Origin of the sequence: Salipiger sp., from assembly GCF_048261495.1 — a bacterium.
In the GTDB taxonomy this organism is placed as follows: domain Bacteria; phylum Pseudomonadota; class Alphaproteobacteria; order Rhodobacterales; family Rhodobacteraceae; genus Salipiger.
The window spans coordinates 1-18,232 of sequence record NZ_JBLXFX010000022.1 but is presented as its reverse complement, the minus strand read 5'-3'; the positions used below and the strand labels follow the sequence as shown (position 1 = coordinate 18,232).

18 protein-coding genes, 2 pseudogenes and 1 other annotated feature are annotated in these 18,232 nt (G+C 64.1%); of the genes and pseudogenes, 12 read left to right on the top strand and 8 right to left on the bottom strand.

What is annotated here, in order from left to right:
- Positions 1-14: 14 nt before the first annotated feature.
- The 8 genes from ACN0RJ_RS22785 (at position 15) to ACN0RJ_RS22750 (ending at position 6,226) form a co-directional block, all read left to right on the top strand.
- Positions 15-518: a hypothetical protein gene (locus ACN0RJ_RS22785; protein ID WP_417725787.1), complete on the top strand. Its 504-nt coding sequence runs from the start codon at positions 15-17 to the stop codon at positions 516-518.
- Complete coding sequence (locus tag ACN0RJ_RS22780; RefSeq protein WP_417725786.1) at positions 518-1,570, top strand: type IV secretion system protein; 1,053 nt, start codon at positions 518-520, stop codon at positions 1,568-1,570. The genes ACN0RJ_RS22785 and ACN0RJ_RS22780 overlap by 1 nt, the downstream gene beginning before the upstream one ends.
- Positions 1,571-1,581: 11 nt before the next feature.
- On the top strand, positions 1,582-2,235 hold the full coding sequence (locus ACN0RJ_RS22775; RefSeq protein ID WP_417725785.1) for a virB8 family protein: 654 nt from the start codon (positions 1,582-1,584) through the stop codon (positions 2,233-2,235).
- A 2-nt stretch (positions 2,236-2,237) separates the two neighbouring features.
- A complete protein-coding gene (locus tag ACN0RJ_RS22770; RefSeq protein ID WP_417725784.1) occupies positions 2,238-2,978 on the top strand; it encodes a TrbG/VirB9 family P-type conjugative transfer protein in 741 nt (246 codons plus the stop codon).
- A gap of 1 nt (position 2,979) precedes the next feature.
- Positions 2,980-4,494 carry a TrbI/VirB10 family protein gene (locus ACN0RJ_RS22765; protein WP_417725783.1) on the top strand — a complete coding sequence of 505 codons (1,515 nt, stop codon included), beginning with the start codon at positions 2,980-2,982 and terminating at the stop codon, positions 4,492-4,494.
- Positions 4,494-5,492, top strand: coding sequence for an ATPase, T2SS/T4P/T4SS family (locus tag ACN0RJ_RS22760; RefSeq protein ID WP_417725782.1), 999 nt, complete (start codon positions 4,494-4,496; stop codon positions 5,490-5,492). Before ACN0RJ_RS22765 ends, ACN0RJ_RS22760 begins: the two co-directional genes overlap by 1 nt.
- Before the next feature lie 131 nt (positions 5,493-5,623).
- Positions 5,624-5,899, top strand: a complete 276-nt coding sequence (locus ACN0RJ_RS22755) for a type II toxin-antitoxin system RelE/ParE family toxin (protein ID WP_417725781.1) — start codon at positions 5,624-5,626, stop codon at positions 5,897-5,899.
- Positions 5,900-5,908: 9 nt separating this feature from the next.
- Positions 5,909-6,226: a HigA family addiction module antitoxin gene (locus ACN0RJ_RS22750; RefSeq protein ID WP_417725780.1), complete on the top strand. Its 318-nt coding sequence runs from the start codon at positions 5,909-5,911 to the stop codon at positions 6,224-6,226.
- A gap of 264 nt (positions 6,227-6,490) precedes the next feature.
- Here the strand turns inward: ACN0RJ_RS22750 and ACN0RJ_RS22745 are convergent, their stop codons facing one another.
- From ACN0RJ_RS22745 to ACN0RJ_RS22730, 4 genes are read right to left on the bottom strand one after another with little or no spacing between them, the layout of a single operon-like run.
- Positions 6,491-6,763 carry a hypothetical protein gene (locus tag ACN0RJ_RS22745; protein ID WP_417725779.1) on the bottom strand — a complete coding sequence of 91 codons (273 nt, stop codon included), beginning with the start codon at positions 6,761-6,763 and terminating at the stop codon, positions 6,491-6,493.
- 33 nt (positions 6,764-6,796) lie between these two features.
- A complete protein-coding gene (locus tag ACN0RJ_RS22740; RefSeq protein ID WP_417725778.1) occupies positions 6,797-8,758 on the bottom strand; it encodes a type IV secretory system conjugative DNA transfer family protein in 1,962 nt (653 codons plus the stop codon).
- A 20-nt stretch (positions 8,759-8,778) separates the two neighbouring features.
- Positions 8,779-10,686 carry a relaxase/mobilization nuclease domain-containing protein gene (locus ACN0RJ_RS22735; RefSeq protein WP_417725777.1) on the bottom strand — a complete coding sequence of 636 codons (1,908 nt, stop codon included), beginning with the start codon at positions 10,684-10,686 and terminating at the stop codon, positions 8,779-8,781.
- On the bottom strand, positions 10,683-11,219 hold the full coding sequence (locus ACN0RJ_RS22730; RefSeq protein ID WP_417725776.1) for a hypothetical protein: 537 nt from the start codon (positions 11,217-11,219) through the stop codon (positions 10,683-10,685). The genes ACN0RJ_RS22735 and ACN0RJ_RS22730 overlap by 4 nt, the downstream gene beginning before the upstream one ends.
- A gap of 577 nt (positions 11,220-11,796) precedes the next feature.
- Between ACN0RJ_RS22730 and ACN0RJ_RS22725 the strand changes: the two genes are divergently transcribed.
- Together ACN0RJ_RS22725 and ACN0RJ_RS22720 are read left to right on the top strand one after the other, a co-directional pair.
- Entirely contained in the window at positions 11,797-12,579 is a 783-nt protein-coding gene (locus ACN0RJ_RS22725; RefSeq protein ID WP_417725775.1) for a ParA family protein, read from the top strand.
- Positions 12,576-13,274, top strand: coding sequence for a hypothetical protein (locus tag ACN0RJ_RS22720; RefSeq protein ID WP_417725774.1), 699 nt, complete (start codon positions 12,576-12,578; stop codon positions 13,272-13,274). Before ACN0RJ_RS22725 ends, ACN0RJ_RS22720 begins: the two co-directional genes overlap by 4 nt.
- A gap of 33 nt (positions 13,275-13,307) precedes the next feature.
- Here ACN0RJ_RS22720 and ACN0RJ_RS22715 read toward each other — a convergent pair whose 3' ends face one another.
- A complete protein-coding gene (locus ACN0RJ_RS22715) occupies positions 13,308-13,790 on the bottom strand; it encodes a hypothetical protein (RefSeq protein WP_417725773.1) in 483 nt (160 codons plus the stop codon).
- Between the two features lie 273 nt (positions 13,791-14,063).
- On the opposite strand from ACN0RJ_RS22715, the gene ACN0RJ_RS22710 reads away from it, so the two are divergent.
- On the top strand, positions 14,064-14,288 hold the full coding sequence (locus ACN0RJ_RS22710) for a hypothetical protein (RefSeq protein ID WP_417725772.1): 225 nt from the start codon (positions 14,064-14,066) through the stop codon (positions 14,286-14,288).
- Between the two features lie 106 nt (positions 14,289-14,394).
- Here the strand turns inward: ACN0RJ_RS22710 and tnpC are convergent.
- From tnpC to tnpA, 3 genes and pseudogenes are all read right to left on the bottom strand, one after another.
- Positions 14,395-15,945 (bottom strand): annotated as a pseudogene (tnpC, locus tag ACN0RJ_RS22705) (IS66 family transposase).
- Between the two features lie 54 nt (positions 15,946-15,999).
- Positions 16,000-16,353, bottom strand: a complete 354-nt coding sequence (gene tnpB / locus ACN0RJ_RS22700) for an IS66 family insertion sequence element accessory protein TnpB (protein WP_076623781.1) — start codon at positions 16,351-16,353, stop codon at positions 16,000-16,002.
- A complete protein-coding gene (tnpA, locus tag ACN0RJ_RS22695; protein ID WP_417725771.1) occupies positions 16,347-16,757 on the bottom strand; it encodes an IS66-like element accessory protein TnpA in 411 nt (136 codons plus the stop codon). Before tnpA ends, tnpB begins: the two co-directional genes overlap by 7 nt.
- A gap of 466 nt (positions 16,758-17,223) precedes the next feature.
- On the opposite strand from tnpA, the pseudogene ACN0RJ_RS22690 reads away from it, so the two are divergent.
- A pseudogene (locus ACN0RJ_RS22690) lies at positions 17,224-18,155 on the top strand (IS3 family transposase); the annotation flags it as partial.
- Positions 17,505-17,621 (top strand) — a sequence feature (AL1L pseudoknot). It overlaps the preceding pseudogene by 117 nt.
- Positions 18,156-18,232: the final 77 nt, after the last annotated feature.

The window sequence follows — 18,232 nt, the reverse complement described above, 5'->3', positions numbered from 1 at the left end:
TACAGGAGGAACGAATGCTTGAGAAAACGATCGCCGGGCTGACAGCAAGCTTCATTCTGGCAGGCAGTGCCTGGGCTGACGACTACAGCGGCGCCTCGGCGCAGGACCTGAGCGCGGCGGCCATCGCGGCGGTGGATGCAGAAGATGAGGATATGCTGCTCGACATCATGCAGGAGATGCAGATGCGCAGCATGTACTTCTTCGAAGGGGAGGAGGCCCTGTGCAGTCGCGAGCCGCCAAAGATCGGCCTGCTGGCAAAGCCGGGGTTCAACTATGGCACGGCCCGCACCGCCTATCAGACCTTCAACAAGATGCAGCGCCTCGAAGAACAGAACTGCTCCTGTCCGCAGGCGGCGCGATCCTTCGAAGAATTCTCCGTGGAGTTTCTTGGTGTGATGCCCAATCACATCAGCGATGCGGAGATGGCGAAACTGCGCGAGTATAATATCGCTAATGAGAACACTGTGTCTGGATCCTATCGTACTTTCCGCAACGAATCTTGCCGGGATGTTCCCTGATGGCGATCATTGCGGATGTTCTCTCAACGGTAGATAGCACTGCTGCGTCGGTCGGAGCTTCGGCCTACAACGACGTGGCCACGGCGGTCATACCGGTGTTCCGTGTCGGCGCCGCGCTGCTCGTGGCGATAACTGGGATCAACCTCGCCATTCAGGCCGTCCCGATGACCCTGCGCAATGGACTGAGCCTGATGGTCCGAGTCGCGCTGGCAGCGATCTTCCTGTCCTCATACGCGAACTTTGACGCGGTCTATGGTGCTTTGGCCGAGACCCCCAGCCGTCTGGGCAGTCTCGTGCTAGCGGCATCCACCGGCGCCACCGTGACCGACCTCTACGGCGGTCTCGACGAACTATATAGTGATGCTCTGGACCTGGGACAGGCCGTCTCCGAAAATGGTTCCTATATCTCCGGAGCTCTCGCCAGTCTTCTGATGTTTCTCATTGCGGCTCTGATGGCAACGGTCTCGATCATCGTCATCTGCTCGGCCAAGCTGATGATTGCAGTCCTGATCGTCATAGGCCCGTTGGCAATTGCCTGCACGCTCTTCAAGCAATCCGCACCTGTATTCGAAGCCTATGTGAAGATGGCCTTGGGCTTCGCCTTCGTGCCGTTGCTGACAGCGGCCATGGCGGGCTTCACGATCGCAACCAGCAAGATGCTCGCTCCCAATCCTGACACCGCCGAAACCATCGGCGACATCATCGGTTTCGTGGTCGTCATGATGCTCGGCACCGGGCTGATGTTCATGGTCCCGACGCTGGCGCAGTCCATCGCCTCGACCGCAATCGGGCTCGGGCAGGCCGCGTCAGGCACCTATCAGCAGGCCAAATCCCACAGCTATGGCGCATTGGCCGGGGCGCGCGGAATGGCCGAAGGCGTATCCGGTCGCAGAGAGCCGAAATTCGGTCTCAGCTCTGCAGCGCGCCGGGAAGGTCATGCCGCCGGGACGACCATCACGACAGGCGCCAGCGCGGTCGGCGGCGGCGCGACCGCGGCCGCCAGACTGGCCGTGTCATTGGCTCAGAAATCCGTCGGCAAGAACGGCAAGTGAAGGAGTTTTCGATGAAGGAACACAGCTTCGACACGGACATAATCATGGCCCCTCGCCGCAGCGAAAAGCGCGCCTGGATCGTGGCCAGTGTTTCGGCGGGCGTTTCTGCCCTGATGGCCCTGTCCATCGCCATGATGATGCCGCTCAGATCGACCGAAGTGTTCACAGTGCTGGTGGATAGGGATACCGGCGCGGCGGAACGGATCATGCAGGTACAGCCGACCGGCATCGAAGACGAACAGGCCGTCAAGGAAAGCCTGCTTGTCTCCTACCTCTCGGACCGCGAGTCCTTCATCATGACAGGCATTCAGGAGCGCCTTGAGAGCGTTCAACGGCGTTCTGCCAACGGTGCGCGTCGTTCGCTGATGGCGCTTTGGAGCAATGACAGCCGGAACGCCGACTATCCGCCGCGTCTCTACGGCGAAGGCGCTGAGGTCACGGTACGGGCAAAGACCATCGCCTTCCTTGAGCCGACCGTTGCGCAAGTTCGTTATGAAAAGACCCTGCGCACGCCACGGCAGGACACCATCACCCGGCCTTTCGTTGCGGTCATCGGCTTTGACTTTCGGCCCCGAGAAGAACGATCTCTGGAACGGGTCTGGGAGAACCCGCTCGGGTTTGTCGTGACCTCCTTCATCGTATCGGCCGAGAGCTTGGGAGACTGACCATGCAGCACGTTTCTACCTTTCTCCTCTCTGCCACACTGCTCTTGCCACTGCCCGTGTTGGCGGAACAATCGCCTCAGACAATGGGTCAGGACGCACGCGTGCGCTCGGTCTGGTACAACCCCTCCGACGTGATCAGAGTGGACATGCACTTGCGAACGAATACCGCGATCGAACTCGGCAAAGGCGAGCAGATCGAGCAGGTTCTCGTGGGCGACTCGGAGTCTTTTGACGTCGAGGTCCTGTCGAACCGGAACACGATCTCGGTGAAGCCGGTCATCGGCAGCGCCCATAGCAACATGACGATCTACACCTCCCGCCGCGCAATTGCCTTCGTCCTCACCGAAGGCCGCAGCAAGACCCCCACCTACCGCGTTGTCGTCAAATATCCCGATGACCCGCCTGCCCGGCCACCGCGTGCCCCCGAAGCCGCCGGTGTCCGCGATACCGGCTACGAGTACGCCGGCGGCGGACAAACCCGGCCGCTGGCCGTCTGGAACGATGGCCAGGCCACCTATTTTGAGTTCCGCCGAGGAGTCCGTCCCTCGATCTTTGCAATTGACCGAAGGGGGTACGAGTTGACCGTGAATTCGCAGACGCGGAACACGATCGTGCGCGTCGGTGGCGTTCATGACGCCTTCACAATCCGCATCGGGGACGAGGTGATCTGCATTCGCCGCGTGGCGGGGGGCAAAACCGTAGATCCGTTCATCCTCCGCAGCCTTGCCGGGAAGGAGTTCTGAGATGGTCGACCCTCACGACACCAAGCACCAATCATTCGGGAAGACAGATTTCCAGAACGAAGGTGCGCCACAGGAAAAGGAGTACCGCGTCCACCGCAAACGAAATCACATGCGCCAATCGGCAAACTCGATCGCGGGCAAACTGGTATGTGGCCTCATCGCGGGCTGCCTTCTTCTCATGCTGGCCTATGCCATTCTCGCCGGCGGGCAAGACACGTCGTCGGTGGAAACCTCGAATGTGACCGAGTTCCAGGACGGGGCGACTGGCCGCGGCTTTGGAAATATCGAGCCCGCCGCGGCGCCCGAGCCGAGGGAAAATGGTTTCGACTTCGGCCCCATACAGGACCAACTCGATAGCCAACGCAGCGCGTTGGAGGAACGCAACGCCTCCCTGCAATCGCAGGTGCAACGGCTTCAGGACAGTCTTGCCGACCTGTCCAACAAGACGGGCAACGCGGATAGTCAACTGGTCGCGGACCTGTCCCGGGCACTTCAAGAATCCCAAGAAAAAAATGCCCGGATGGCTCTGCAGATGCGCGAGGAGTTCACCAAGCAGCTACGAACCATCCAGGCCACCAACGAAGAGCGTATGACCCGGCAGGAGGAGACCCTGGAAACTCTGCGCCGGGAAAACCTGGCGCTGCAGGCCGAAATCACCCCGGCCGACGATGATGCCGCCCTGCAAGCCCGGGAAGCTGAGGCCCGGAGTCGACGACAGCGGCAGCGCGAAGCGGAGTTGGCGGAGCGTCGACGGCAGCAGCAGGAGGAGTTGCAAGCGCGCGTCCGGTCCAAAGCCGTGATCTATGACCGCGGGGCGAACTCGGGAGGCACGGCGCCTGCGATTGGCGCAACCGAGGACACGTCGGCGCAATGGCCCTCCCGCGGGCAATCGCGCGACAACGCGCTGCGCGCCTTCGTGACCCGCGGCAGTACAGCTACACCCACGGAGCAGGCAAGCGCGATCACAAACCCCGCCTACACCGTTCTCCAAGGCACGATGATACAGGCGAGTTTGGAGAACGCGCTGGATTCCAGCCTGCCAGGCTCCGTATCGGCCGTGGTCAACTACCCCGTCTGGTCCTTTGACCAGAGCCAGGTGTTGATCCCCTCCGGCTCGCGACTGTTCGGATCGTACAACTCCGATGTGGACATCGGCCAAGGACGGATCCTCATCGGCTGGACCCGCCTCGTGACACCCGATGGACAGTCCGTGCATCTCTCGGGATTCGGCGGCGACCAGATGGGCCGCTCCGGCATCAGCGGGCACGTCGACACCCGCTTCGGCACCCGGTTCGGCAATGCCGCCCTGATCTCCCTGATCGGCGCCGGGCCGAGCATCGCCGCCGCGCAAATCGATGACGATACCACCTCCGAAATTGCCAGTAGTGTTGCCGAAGATCTGGGTGAGGCGACGACGTCAGCGGCGGCAGAATATGCTACGCTGCCCCCGATCATCACCGTTGAACAAGGCAGCGCAATCACCGTCATGGTCGACCGGGACTTGGAATTCTTCTGATGAACAAGGATCCAACGCGACCATCCTTCCTGCTGAGTTACCTGGCCCCCCTGGACCAGTATCTCGGAGATCCACGTATGGTAGAGGTGGCAATCAATCCGGATGGGCGCGTGTGGATCGAACGCCAAGGTGATCGCCATATGAGAGAGGTCGAGCAACTCAAGTTCGATCTGGCCCGGGTCACCGATCTCGCGAAAGCCATCGCATCGGACGTGGACGTACCCCTATCCGCGAAGAAGCCGATCGTGGCCGGCAAGATCGAACACGGCGGTGCGCCGTTGCGGGCACAGGTTGTATCCGAGCCGGTCGTTGAAGGCGCTGCCTCGATCACCTTCCGCCGCTATACCCGGACCAATCTCGACATCGGAAGCATCTCGTTACTGCACGGCGAACTGGTCGATTTGGACAAGCGCCGCCGGAAACGGGCCAAGACCGTCCGCGAGCTAACCGGCGCGGGCAAGGTGGCCGAAGCCATGCAACTCTGTATCGAAGACCGCCTGAACGTGGTGATCTCCGGCGGCACCTCCACCGGCAAGACCACTTTCGCACGGGCACTGCTCGATATGGTCGACCCTCGCGAACGGATCGTCACCATCGAAGATGCCTTCGAACTCTTCCCGAGCCACGTCAACACGGTCTGCATGAAATCGGATCGTGGCCCTGCCTCAGAGAAATCACCCGCCAAGCTTCTGGAATCCAGCCTGCGCATGCGACCGGACCGGATCATCGTCGGCGAGTTGCGCGGCGCTGAAGCCACGACTTTCCTTGAGGCGATCAACACCGGTCATGGCGGTTCGTTCACCACGGTCCACGCCGACACTGCCCTCAAAGCCATAGACCGGCTAGCCATGATGGTGCTGGGCACGGGCCTCAACATGAGCTTCGAAGATGTCCGCCGCTACTGCGCGCACAGTATCGACGCGGTGATCCAACTTGGGCGCTCGGGCACTCGGCGAGGAATCGCGGAGATCTTTCTACCGGAGATGGCCGGACACTGAAATCTCTGAGGCGCTTCGGCGGATGCAAAAAGCAGACTTGTATCCAATCCCGGTGAGAATGTGGGTAGATCGTTGGCGCGCGCGCCCAGGTCACCACTTTACAACTGTCGCCTATCAGCTTACATAAGGCCATGATCAAGACTTTCGCACACAAGCAGCTGAAAGCCCTCTGGGAGACCGGCAAGTCGAAGATCGACGCGCGCATGCACAGCCGCATCTTGCGGCGCCTGGATGCGCTCGACGCCGCCACCGCTCCCGAGGACATGAACCTGCCGGGCTTCGACTTTCACAGTCTGCGAGGTCACACTCCAACGCGCTACACCGTCCATGTGAACGGCCCGTGGTGCATCACCTTCGAGTTCCGCGACGGCGACGTCTATGTGCTGGACTACGAGCAATATCACTAGGAGGCGAGGATGATCCGCAACCCCAACCGCTGCCCGACGCATCCGGGCGAACTGCTCCGCGAGGATGTGATCCCCGCGACCGGCAAATCCAAGTCGGAAATCGCGCGACTGCTGGGAATATCGCGTCAGCACCTGCATGACCTGCTAGCCGAACGGAAGCCCATCAGCCCGGAAGTCGCCGTGCGGCTTGCCAAGTTGTTCGGCACCGCGCCACTGGTCTGGATCAGGATGCAGGGGGCCTATGATGCCTGGCATGCTACCCGCAACGTCGATGTGTCGGCCATCCCGACACTGAGCGCCGCATCCGGTAACTCGGCCACGACCTAGATCCCATGGCGACGGATTGAGTTGGCTGACTGGCTCGGTGGTCTCTCTCGCGGCACCGGGCTCCGCAGAGCTGCGAAGAAGTCCGCGACTGCGCGCACGGCAACGATGTGGCGATCCAGCTTGGGCGCAAGGATGGGCGCCGGGGGATCGCGGAGATCTTTCTGCCGGGTGGTTGGGGCTGCTCTCCACGTGCCCCTCTGATTACACTTGCGTCCTGCCCACTCCGGATTTTTTCCGGCTTCCGTTCTCCGGACCCTCAAACAATCACTCAGTTTCGAAAGTCTCGCGCAGCCAGCGCCAGAGCGGGCCCTTCAGCTCCAGCCCGATGCCCGGCGCGTCGGGCAGGGTCACGCGGCCGCTCTCGACACGCGAGGCATCGGCAAAACCGCCGAGTGGCTGGAACACGCCGGGATAGCTCTCGTTGCCGCCAAGTCCGAGACCGGCGGCGATGTGCAGCGACATCTGGTGGCCGCCATGCGGGTGCAGGCGGCGGCGCGACCAGCCCTGACCTGAGCGCGGCGGAGAGAAAAGGAACATGTCTGGCCCTTGCAAAAGGGCCACCGCAGGTTCCTAGACCTTCTCGCTCTCCTCCTGCTGCACGCCCCCATCAGCATCCTCAAACTTCGCCAAATCCGTTGCCCCGGCCCGGTTCGGCCGCCGCCGGGACGCGGCCCCGTTTTCCCCGCCCTTGCTCCGCCCGGCCTCCGCCCGCGCCCGCATCTCGACAAACCGTGCGCCGTACTGCTGGCAGGTCTCGACCGCCTCCTCCACCTGCGCGATCTGAGCCAGGCTCGCGACCTTCCGCTTAGGCTTGGCGGTCAGCGGCGGATAGGGCAGCGCGTGCCCCTGCCGCGCCGCCTCGATCGCCGCGAAATGGTGATCCTCGTAGTAGCGGATGTGGTGCGTCTTGATCGGATACTGGCCCTCCGGCAGGACCAGCACCTGGTCGAGCGAGAACCGCAGCAGCTTGCCCGGCGAGATCAGCGGCCGCTCTTCGCTGCGCCGGCTTATATTGGCGCTGTCGTCGAGCTCGCGGATGCGGCTCTGGCTTTCGGTTTTTGAGATGACGGTCTGCTTGCCGAGCATGTCTGACAGGACCGTGGCGGTGCGATCGTCCTGCGGCGTCATGAACACCTTGACCCCTGCCCCGGCCATGAGCGCGCGGCGCCCGGCCTCGCCATAGAGCGAGGGGTTGTCGAGACCGGCAATGGACTGGGTGATGATGAAGAACCGCCCGCCGAAGGAGCGGATCGTCTTGATGCTGTTCTCGACCAGCGGCTGGCGGCCGAGCTGGTCGAACTCGTCCATCAGGAACATGACCGTGTGCGGCTCGTCGGGGCCCGGCTCGGCCCGCTGCAGCGACGCGATCGCCTCGGCAAAGAGCAGACGCACCAGCGGCGCCAGCGTTTTCAGGTGCTCGGCCTGCATGGTGATGTAGAGCGTCTGCGCCTCGCGGCGGAAGCTGGTGAGGTCGAAATCGCTCTGGCTTGTCGCCCGTACGACGGAAGGATCGTCCCAGAGCTCGAAGCCGGCGCCGCTGATCACCGAGCGGTAGCTGTCAGTGATCTTCTGGCTCATCCCCGCCATCTCGGAAAAGATCGTCGCGACGATGGGGATGTCGGTCATCTCGGCATAGTCGTGGTAGGTCTGCTCGGTCTTGCCGCCCCCGCCGAAGACCTCCTTGGCAAAGCCGAGGTTGGGCCGGCCCTGCTCGATGGCAAAAAGGCAGGCGGCTACGAAGAGCCGCTTGCCGGCCTGGTAGAACCCCTTGGCCTGATCGCCTTCCACGACGAGGAACTGGTCGGCCAGAGTGTTGAGCGCCGTGTACTGCTGGTCGGTCGAGGACATGACCGCGATCCGCGTCAGCGGGTTGAAGCGATGCGTCCGCGTCGAGGGCCCGCCTTCGGTCTCCACATAGTCGAAGGGCGAGAAGTACCAGACCCGGTTTCCGAGACCCTTCTGGCGATGAATGGAGGTCTTCTCGAAGTTCTCACCCTTCACATCGAGCACGATGGCGCTGCCCGTGTGGTGCAGCAGGTTCGGGATGACAAAGCCCACGCCCTTGCCGCGCCCGGTGGGCGCCACCATCATCGCATGCGGAAATCGGTTCGGCGTGGCCGAGATATAGAGCCCTTTCTTCTTCGGCCGGGTCGTCTTGCCGAAGACGAACCCCTCCGCGGAGATCGGCGCGACCATCGTGTTGCGCCGCAGCTCCCGCCGGGATTGGAAATGCGCGGTGTCGTAGCTGGTGAGCCGACCACGATAGACGCCGGCGACCCCCACGGCGACAAGGCCGAGCGCCACCGCGCCATTGATGAGACCGATCACCGTCAGTGCATCCGGGTTGGCCTGGAGCGCGGGCCAGCTCCAGCGCAGGAACCAGGGCTCAAGCGGGTCGAGACTGTTCAGGCTCTCGCGGAACACGAGCGCGCCGTAAATCGTGGCGAGCATGGCGCCGATGTAGCCGCCGGCCAGCAAGCCGCCAATCACGGCGAGCGGGTAGCGCCAGGCCGTATCGAGATTCTGGATCATCGGAAGGACCCTCCCTCAGCTTAGAGTTCGTGTCCGTCTTCAAGGTCCAAGCCACGCTCGGCGGCATGTTCTGCCGAGTGTTCGGCCTGCCGGACCCGCGCCATGACCTGGTAGGCCTCCACGGTCTCGCGCTCGCGGGCCCCCTGTCCCACCACGAGGTCGGCTTCGTTCTTCAGCTCGGCCGCGACGGCCGCCCGAACCGCGGGATCGCGGATTTCATCCTGCAGCGGGGTGCTGTCGCCCTCGAGCACGCGTCCCAGATCTTCATCGGAGAGCGCATCCGCCATCCGATCGACGAGGCTCTCGATGGCGGGCACGTCGGCAAGCTGGTGGTGCTTGTCCACGGTCAGCAGCTGATCGAGCGCCAGCTGCTCGGCAAGGTCCCGCGGCACCGCCACGCCGTCGATGATCCGGTGCCCCTCTTCCAGCAGCCGGCTCAGACTCGCCGAAGCCTCCTCGTCGAGGCTTTCCGCCCGGCCGCGCCACAGCGCTGCCTGCGCCAGGGAGTGGTCCCCCTGCGCCGCGTATTCCGCCAACTCCTCCGGCGTCGTGCCAAGCTGCGCCATAAGATCCGCATCCTGCGCAAACGCGACGGCCAACGCCTCGCGCAGATCGTCCAGCGTGTTGTCGATCTGCCGCCCGCGCGGATCATCCGCCTCGAGCCCGTCCCGTACCTGCTGCAGCGACGCGGGGATCAGTTGCGCAAAGAGATCGTCATGCGTCTCAGCCATCACCGCGTGGTCCTTGAAGAAGGGATCGGCCTGGGTCGCGGCCAGGAGCTCGGTGCTGGTTCGGGAAAACTCCGCCTCCATCCGCACCCGCTCCGGCCCGGCCTCCATGGCCTGAATGCTCTTCCAGGTCTCTCTCGCCTCGGCCAGCAACTGTTCGCGGGCCTGCGTCATGGCCGCAACGGGATCAAAGCTCCCCTCCTGCGTGGCAGCGTGGGTTTGCGGTGCCATCAGGGTGTCTGCCTCGGGCATGAGACGTCCTCCTTCTTCTAGGGTTTGCGCCGACGCGAAGAACGCCTGCGACAGCTTTTCCATGAATGCGTTTCCGGGAGCGGAGAGCGAAGCCAGCAGACCAAGACTGGAATACTGCCGCGCAAAGTCCTGCACCACCGCGCGGCGGTGCGCCCTCTCCGCGTCCGACATCGGCGGCGGCGGCACCAGGTCCCCCCGGCCCGTCTTGTCATGCGCCGCGCGATACTCGGTCTCGCGCGGCGGGTTCTCGATGATCCCGCGCGACAGGCGATTGGAGGCCACCATGTCGATGCCATGCGCCCGCGAGAGCTCGGCATGGCACTCGCGCATCACGTCGTAGTTCAGGTCCGACTTCATGCTGATCGACAGGAAGTTGCCCCAATCGCAGCCGACCTTGTCCACGACAAAATGCGCATGGATGTGATCCGGGTCGCGATGCACCGCGGCGACGTAACGCCACTGATCACCATAGTCGCCGCTGGCAAAGATCGCCTGCCCCCACTCCCGGGACACGGTCTCGGCCGCCTCGATGCCTGTGCCCTTGGGAAAGCTGAGGATGATATGATCGGTGTGCCCGCGCCGGGGCGCGCCGCGCCAGGACGAGGACCAGTCCTCCACCGCCCGCGACAAAGTGTTGGGGCGAAGATCACGATCCACCCCGGCGAAGTTCGTCCAGGTGGCATGGGCCGCGTCTTCCCGGGTGATGTAGTTGAGCTGCCGGGTCAGCTCCTCCTTCGAGTGACAGCCCCCAGCCCGTATCCGCTTCACAACCGACTGCGGAGAACGCTGCGCATTGCCGGCAAAGGCGCGGAACGACCGGGCCTGCACGCTGCTCTGCCCCGCGCCCGGCACGCGCGTGCCGCTGCCGCCGCTCCGGCTGCGGCGCGCGAGGTCTTCGAGCGGATAGCCAAGAACCGCCTCCTCGATCGACAGCGATCCCGACCTCATTTGTCCGCCTCCGGGAAGGCCACATCCGCCAGCGTCCGCCGGCGCGCCACGTTGATGAAACTGGTCAGCACCTCGGTCAGATCGCTCACCCGCGCGTCGAGCTGCGCCACTGTCCTGCCGTCGCGAGCGTTCCATCTGAGCCGTCCGGAGTTGGCGAGCTGGGTCATCTGGTTGAGGTTGCGCCCGACCGCCACGAGTTCCCTCCGGCTCCGGGCCAACGCCTCGATCTCCTCCGCGCGCAGTTCCAGGGCCCCGACAGCCAGCCGCATGAGGCGACGGATGCCGTCCGACGGCGTCAGACCCTCCGCCTCTACCAGGGCCTTGAAGGCCGCATATTCCTCGGCCGTGACCCGCGTGCCGATCACCGCGCCCTGGGTGGTCGTATGCGAGGAGGCTGTCCGGTTGCGCACCCGCGCCACTGTCTGCCGCGACCGGCCCGTGTGCCGGGCGATCTCTGCATCGGGCAGTCCCTCGCCCAAGAGGCGATTGATCTCGGTGATATCCTTGTGGGTGAGACGGGCCCCACGGGGCATGGCGCAACCTCAGGAAGCATAGTCATTTCCAACACGTCCTAAGCGTGTACAACACAATACCGTTCCAGCCAACCGACCATGAAGGCCGGTTTACGCCCCTTCGGGAGATTTCCGCTTGCGGAAACCGGCCTTCATGGTCTCCGTGTCGCGCCCGGTGACCCAAAGGGTCACTTAGACAGGGCGCGGTGATCCGCAGGCCGGGAGGGGGCAATCTCGCCCCTGCGAGAGCTACCGCCGGGGCCGTCTGCGGAGCACACCCGTCCCGATGTGCCTGGGGTGGGGCGGCACGCCCCACCCCAGGCGGAGAGGGCCAATGTGCGATTTTTTTGGCCCCCAGCCCCATGTGCGCTCCGCGCGCAATTGCCCGGCCAAAAAAATCTCGGCAAGCGCCGGGTCGCTGGAACGCATGGGCGCAGGATCGGCGGAATGCTGCAGATATTGAGAAATTGCGTTTCTAACTCATTGAGAAGATGAGAGCTTGAGCTCAGGAGCCGTGGCGATGTTGATCGCTGGAGGCGTGGGCCGCCGGAGGTCTGGCGTGCCGGATGTGTGGACCGCAGGACTTGGAGGACCGGGCTTGAAGACCATCTCGACCATGATGATGAAAGGCGGCAGTGGGAAGACGACGCTGACCCGCATCCTCGCCTCGGCCGCCCTCGCCCGCGGCATGAAGGTCCACATCTTCGATGTCGACACCGACCCGCAGGCGCTCGGCTGGGAGGCCAGCTTCAACCGCGCCTCCTGGGGCAAGATCGACAAACCCGCCTGGCGCCATGACCAGCTGACCATCAGCGGCGCGGTCGCGGACATGGACGAGATTTACGATGGCTACGACCGCATGGAAGCCGAGGGCTATGATCTCGTGCTGATCGACACCCGCCCGGGCGCCAATGCCGACACCGAGGACCTGATCCTCGCCACCGATCTCGTGCTGATCCCGACCCGGCCCGAGCAGTCGGATTACTCGATTGCCGAGCGGACGCTCGAGTGGTTCGAGGATATCCTGAAAACTGTCACACCCGACTCCCCGACCCCGGCGCTGCGCACGGTGCTGACCGCGGTGCCAGCCAAGATGATCTCGGTGTTGACCGGGGATCTCGACATCGCCAGCCTGACCCCGCGCGATCGCGACGCCTTGCAGGCGGTCATGGGTATGCCGCATGCGCTGACCGTGATTCCCAACTCGAAATACTGGCGCGAGATCGCGGCCTGGGGTCCGCTCGGCGTGGCAGCCGAAGCGGCGAACGCCCAGCCCGCCGGGCGGCTGCAGGGCGGCGCGATGATGGACATTCTGGCCGGCGGCGACGCGCTGCTCGAAGAACTCCTTGCAGTCATCGACGTGAGGGAGGCAGCAGAGTGAGCGACAACCCCAAGCCAGAGAAGCGCAAGAGGTCCCGCGTCGTGCGCACCTCCCATGCGCTGCCAAATGCCGCCGAGCACGCGAAGGCGAGCAGCCGGCTCGCAGGAGCCACGGCCCGCTACGCGGGCCGCGCCACTCCCGAGGCGCAAGAGCCGAAGGGCGTGCCCAACGCCAGCGCCGGCGTCCCCCCAGACTTGGCCCCGGCGGGCATAGAGAGACCCGCGGGCACAAAGCGGCCGCAGCCGAGGCGACGGGCGCAGCCGAAGGCGACAGCGCGGCGAGCCGCGGCGGCCGAAGAGGCCGAGGCTCCAGCGAAGAAGAACGTGCGCGGCTTCGTGGTCTGGCTGCCGGCCGACATGGCGCGGCTGGAGGCTTTGGCGGTCCGGCTGGGCACCAGCGTCGACTATCTCGAAAAGGCACTGATGAAGCAGGCGCGCAAGAGATACCTGGATCTCGATCACACAAGCGCGCTGCGCGACAGCAAGCGCCTCAAGACGCATCTGGAGCTGACACGGACCGTGGGTGGCGGTGGGCTTTTCGTGAATGCCTATTCGGACCCCGAGATTGTCCGCGCCCTGCGCGCGGAGATCGGCGATCCGCTCGATCTTATCGCCGATGCGCGGATCATCGGCGCGCTGTTCCGGCTCTACGGTCTCGACGCGCTCGCGGTCCACGAGCGGAAGGCGGAAGGATAAGCGTCACCGCGCGCTACTGCCCACGGTGCCGGCTCACTCACACTGGCCGGCGAGGACCTCGCTCACATTCCAGGTCACCGCATCATGCGCGCTGACCACGGCAAATTCGGTGCTCGATCCAAGGATGGTGACCAGCGTTGACCACGCATCGGGATCGGCCTTCGCCTGCGCGACGCGGCCGTCTTCGAGCTCGAAGGCTGCCTGCTCGCCGGTTTGCGCCAGGACCACGATCCGCGCCGGCGCGCGCTCCCGCGGCAGGCTGACAGCAAATGACCCGTTCGGCTGCGGGCCAAAGACCCGATCCGGATCGCAGACGAACTGCAGCGATGCGCCCGGGCCTTCGAGATCATGGACGGGCAATCCGCGCTGGAGGCTGTGAGACCAGGTCACATCAGAGATCACCAGCGGTGCAGAGTCCGAGGCGGTCCCCTCCTGCGTCCCGGTCTCCTGCTGCGCCTGAAGGGCGAATGGCATCAGCGCAGAGACGATGAATACGCAGAATGATGAAATTCGCATGAAACACTCCTTTTGAGCACAACACGTACATCTCTTACGCTAGAGCATCCCATCCGGAATGGAAACCGAAGCCCCCAGGCAAAGCTGCATGGACAGGGCTAAGGGGCGCAGCCCCTCGCGCGGTCAACAAAAATAGCCAGGGCCGTGTCCTCGGCCGGGGGCCTGCGGGCCGCACCACCCCTGTCGATTTCTGCTGCCCTTGCTACCCCCGGCCTCGCCGGCGGGCAGGCCGGATAGCGCGCTATCCGGCTTCAACTATTTGGGACAAGAACCATGCTGGCAAAGAAACTCTATGCCTTCCCGATCTCCAAAGTTTTTCACCTCGATGACGCAGGAGAAGAACACTTCCTGGGACTGAGATTTCGGTGGAACACGGGCGAGACTGAAATTGCCTGGGAGCGGCCCGGTGCCTTCAGGAGGGGGCTGATCTTCGAAGAGCCGATCACTGACATCCCGCCCGCAGGGGCACAAACGCTGAGACCGACCCGCAGTATTTGAAGGCCCCCGCCGGAGTCAGGCCCGATCATCATGTCGACAAGGGGGGGTCAGTTTGCCGTGTCGCCTGACAGCTTCGTTGTAAGCGCTGTCACCGCGGCACGCCTGTTCAGCTTGACGGGTTGAAGTTCCATGGCAGGAGGTCGTCGATCCTGCTGGCGGGGTGACCGGCGGCGATGGCTTCGAGGGTCGCCTTGATGTAGGCGAAGGGTTCGACGCCGTTGATCTTCGCGGTGGCGATCAGGGAGGCGATGCGGGCCCAGGTGCGGCCACCCTCGTCGTGGCCGGCGAAGAGAGCATTCTTCCGCGTGAGCGCAATCGGGCGGATCAGGTTCTCGACGGCATTGGAGTCGATCTCGACGCGGCCGTCGTGAAGGAAGGTCTGCAGGCCGCGCCACTGGCGATGGATGTAGGTCAGCTTTTCGCCCAGGCGCGACTTGGCCGAGATACGCAGGCGCTGTGCCTGCAGCCAATCACCGAACTCGGCCACGAGGGGCACGCTGCGGGTTTGGCGGGCCGACAGGCGTTGGCCCGGGCCCATGCCGCGGATCTCGGCCTCGATGCGGTAGAGCTCGGCAATGCGGCGCAGCCCCTCGGCAGCGATCTCGGATCCATCCCGGTCGAAGACTTCCTTCAGCTTGCGGCGAGCGTGTGCCCAGCAGTGGGCAACCGTGATCGGCGCGCCACCCTTGCGGGACGTGCGTGTGAGGCGGTCGTAACCGGTGTAGCCGTCGAGCTGGAGGGTGCCGTCGAAGCCCTGGAGGATCTGCTCTGCATGCGCCCCGGCGCGGCTGGGATGGTAGGTGAACACGACACCGGGCGGGTCTTCTCCGCCTCATCCGCGGTCATCTCGGGCAAGCGCCCAGAAGTATCCCGTCTTGGTTCGCCCTCGGCCTGGATCCAGCACCGGGGCCGTGGTCTCGTCCATGAACAGTTTGCCCGAGGATTTGAGATGCTCGGTTAGCCGATCGACCACGGGGCCAAGATGGAAGGCTGCAGTGCCGGCCCAGTCCGCCAGTGTGCTGCGGTCGACCTGGATGCCGGAGCGCGCCAGGATCTGGCTCTGCCTGTAAAATGGCAGGTGGTCCGCGAACTTCGAGACCAACACATGTGCAATGGCACCCTCAGTTGGAAGACCGCCTTCAATCAGCCAGGGCGCGGCAGGTGCCTGAGTGACGCCATCCGAACAGATGCGGCAGGCATACTTCGGCCGGATGTCGACCAGCACGCGGAGCTGCGCAGGCACGATGTTCAGGCGCTCGGTGCGGTCCTCGCCGATCCGGTGCATCCGGCCGCAACCGCAGGGGCAATCGAGGCTGGTCGGCTCGAGGACCCGTTCGATACGCGGCAAGCCCGCGGGCAAATGGCCAAGGTTGCGCTGACGCGTCCGGCGCGGCGTCGTGGTAGACGGCGCGGCCTGCTCCTTGCGGGTCTCGACCTCGGCGACGGCTGTTTCCAGGTCTTCGAAGGCCAGTTGCCGGTCGTCCTCGCTCAGCTTCTCGGAGCGTTTGCCGTGCACGACATGGTTCAGTTCAGCGACGAGATGCTCCAGCCGCCGGTTGGCGTCCTTCAGCGCGCCGTTCTCCTGCAACAGCGCCAGCACGGCGGCGCGCTGGCTCTCGGGGATCGCGGACAGGTCGATGGGCGGGGCGCTGGACATGGGCGGATGATACTGCGCCCGGGGTGCCGATGTCCGGCTATTCAGCGCGGTGAGTCACTCTGCCACAGCCGGACGGCGGACCTCCAGTGACCGCACCCGGCGCCAGTCCAGGCCGGCGAACATGGCCTCGAACTGTGCGCGGTTCAGGGTCATGGCCCCGTCACGGATCGAAGGCCAGGTGAATGTGCTTTCCTCAAGCCGCTTGTAGGCCATGACCAAACCACTGCCGTCCCAGAACAGGATCTTCAACCGGTCGGCGCGCTTCGAGCGGAACACGAAGACCGTGCCAGTGAACGGGTCCTCGGCCAGCATCGACTGCACCAGCGCCGCGAGGCCATCATGGCCTTTGCGGAAGTCGACCGGCTTCGTCGCCACCAGGATCCGCACACCCTGCGAGGGCATCAACATGGATGCGCCTCCAAGGCGTGGACGATCTCGGCGATCCGGGCGGCGGGCGCATCCTTCGCGAGTTCGATGATGACCGTACCCCGCACAATCCTGATCGGCGTCCCGGCGCTTGGCGGTTCAGCCTCAGAGGCCGCCGTGATCTCGTCGCAGACCACCAGAGGTGCGAAGACAGCTTCGTTGACCTCCACCGCGGGCAAGACGAGCTTGCCCTCCTTGGCCAGCCGCCGCCACGCCGTCAGCTGGCTCGGCATGATCTCGTAACGCGCCGCGACACCCGACACCGTCGCCCCGGGCTCCAGCGTCTCGGCCACCGTCTGCGCCTTAACGTGATCCGGCCAACGCCTCTGGCCAGAAGCGAAGACTTCAACACCAAGCGCCGTGAGAAACGAACTCTTTGCGAACATTGCGAAACGCACTCCTTCTCTTTGGATGCGTATCAACTCGCAATGGCTGATCCCGTCGGCAATGTGGGGCGGCGACAGCGTTTACGCTTCGTTCGGTACGATGAAGCAAAGATCGGAATTCTTCAGCACCAGCGGCGCGCGGACGGAGGGACTCTCGGCCGCCCCCCGCAGTCTACTTCTACCAGATCGACACCGTCCAGCGGGGGCAGAGAGAAGCTTAAATCACCCGCAAACTGTCCGAAGGATGAAGAGTAGCTCACTTCCCCAAGCCTAAAAGAGTGTCCATACTCCAAGCTTTACTGAAGTTCCGCCATCTTTGAACTCGTACACGCCACCCAGTTCGACGAAGCTGTTTGGGGTGAGATGAATGACATGTGATGGCGCGAACCCAAGGGTGCTTTTACCGCTGGACTGAACCGCCCCGGGTTTGCCGGAGGCTCCAACTCTTGAGTAGACTGGAGCCATCATGAGCAAGACAACGAACAAGTTCTCCCCTGAGGTCCGCGAGCGCGCAGTGCGCATGGTCCTCGACAATCCGGGTCAGCATGGATCGCGCTGGCAGGCGATCGCCTCGGTGGCCGCGAAGATCGGTTGTTCAGCGAACACGTTGAACAGCTGGGTCAAGAAGGCCGAGGTGGACAGTGGGCAGCGCGCCGGCATCCCGAGCGACATGGCCGAGAAGATGAAGGCGCTCGAGCGGGAGAACCGGGAACTGCGCCAGGCGAATGAGATCCTCCGCAAGGCATCAGCATATTTTGCCATGGCGGAGCTCGACCGCCGGTCGAAGTAATGGTGTCGTTCATCGATGCTCATCGTGCGGAGCACGGGGTCGAGCCGATCTGCAAGGTGCTGCCGATCGCCCCTTCCACCTACTACGATCATTTGGCGAAGCGGGCAGAACCTGCCCGACGGTCGGCGCGTGCCAAGCGGGACGCGGCTCTTCGCTTCGAGATCCACCGCGTGTTCGACGAGAACTGGCAGGTCTACGGTGTCCGCAAGGTCTGGCGGCAGCTTGGGCGCGAGGGGATCACTGTCGCCCGCTGCACCGTGACCAGGCTGATGAAGGATATGGGCCTTCAGGGCATCATTCGCGGCAAGCCACATCGCACGACGGTGCCGGACACGAAGGCGCCATGTCCGCTCGACAAGGTGAACCGGCAGTTCCGCGTCTCCGCGCCGAACAGGCTCTGGGTCAGCGACTTTACTTACGTGGCCACTTGGAAAGGGTTCGCTTACGTCGCCTTCGTCATCGATGCTTACGCCAGACGGATTGTGGGCTGGAGGGTGAGCACCTCGGCCCACGCGGGCTTTGTTCTCGATGCGCTGGAGCAGGCCGTCCACGAGCGTCGGCCGGCGAAGGGCATGGGACTGGTCCACCACTCGGATCGCGGGTCCCAAGGCGGATTCAACCGGTCGTCGCAACACCTTGGAACATATCCTGTTTGAGCAGCCGGTCGAGAGCCTCTGCCGGTGTT

What these genes read in the sequence shown, in the direction of transcription:
- ACN0RJ_RS22740 (WP_417725778.1), bottom strand. Translation starts at nt 8,758, where the DNA reads ATGATCCAGAATCTCGATACGGCCTGGCGCTACCCGCTCGCCGTGATT.
- ACN0RJ_RS22710 (WP_417725772.1), top strand. Translation starts at nt 14,064, where the DNA reads ATGCTGGCAAAGAAACTCTATGCCTTCCCGATCTCCAAAGTTTTTCAC.
- ACN0RJ_RS22780 (WP_417725786.1), top strand. Translation starts at nt 518, where the DNA reads ATGGCGATCATTGCGGATGTTCTCTCAACGGTAGATAGCACTGCTGCG.
- ACN0RJ_RS22760 (WP_417725782.1), top strand. Translation starts at nt 4,494, where the DNA reads ATGAACAAGGATCCAACGCGACCATCCTTCCTGCTGAGTTACCTGGCC.
- ACN0RJ_RS22785 (WP_417725787.1), top strand. Translation starts at nt 15, where the DNA reads ATGCTTGAGAAAACGATCGCCGGGCTGACAGCAAGCTTCATTCTGGCA.
- tnpA (WP_417725771.1), bottom strand. Translation starts at nt 16,757, where the DNA reads ATGTTCGCAAAGAGTTCGTTTCTCACGGCGCTTGGTGTTGAAGTCTTC.
- tnpB (WP_076623781.1), bottom strand. Translation starts at nt 16,353, where the DNA reads ATGTTGATGCCCTCGCAGGGTGTGCGGATCCTGGTGGCGACGAAGCCG.
- ACN0RJ_RS22755 (WP_417725781.1), top strand. Translation starts at nt 5,624, where the DNA reads ATGATCAAGACTTTCGCACACAAGCAGCTGAAAGCCCTCTGGGAGACC.
- ACN0RJ_RS22735 (WP_417725777.1), bottom strand. Translation starts at nt 10,686, where the DNA reads ATGAGGTCGGGATCGCTGTCGATCGAGGAGGCGGTTCTTGGCTATCCG.
- ACN0RJ_RS22765 (WP_417725783.1), top strand. Translation starts at nt 2,980, where the DNA reads ATGGTCGACCCTCACGACACCAAGCACCAATCATTCGGGAAGACAGAT.
- ACN0RJ_RS22745 (WP_417725779.1), bottom strand. Translation starts at nt 6,763, where the DNA reads ATGTTCCTTTTCTCTCCGCCGCGCTCAGGTCAGGGCTGGTCGCGCCGC.
- ACN0RJ_RS22750 (WP_417725780.1), top strand. Translation starts at nt 5,909, where the DNA reads ATGATCCGCAACCCCAACCGCTGCCCGACGCATCCGGGCGAACTGCTC.
- ACN0RJ_RS22715 (WP_417725773.1), bottom strand. Translation starts at nt 13,790, where the DNA reads ATGCGAATTTCATCATTCTGCGTATTCATCGTCTCTGCGCTGATGCCA.
- ACN0RJ_RS22730 (WP_417725776.1), bottom strand. Translation starts at nt 11,219, where the DNA reads ATGCCCCGTGGGGCCCGTCTCACCCACAAGGATATCACCGAGATCAAT.
- ACN0RJ_RS22770 (WP_417725784.1), top strand. Translation starts at nt 2,238, where the DNA reads ATGCAGCACGTTTCTACCTTTCTCCTCTCTGCCACACTGCTCTTGCCA.
- ACN0RJ_RS22775 (WP_417725785.1), top strand. Translation starts at nt 1,582, where the DNA reads ATGAAGGAACACAGCTTCGACACGGACATAATCATGGCCCCTCGCCGC.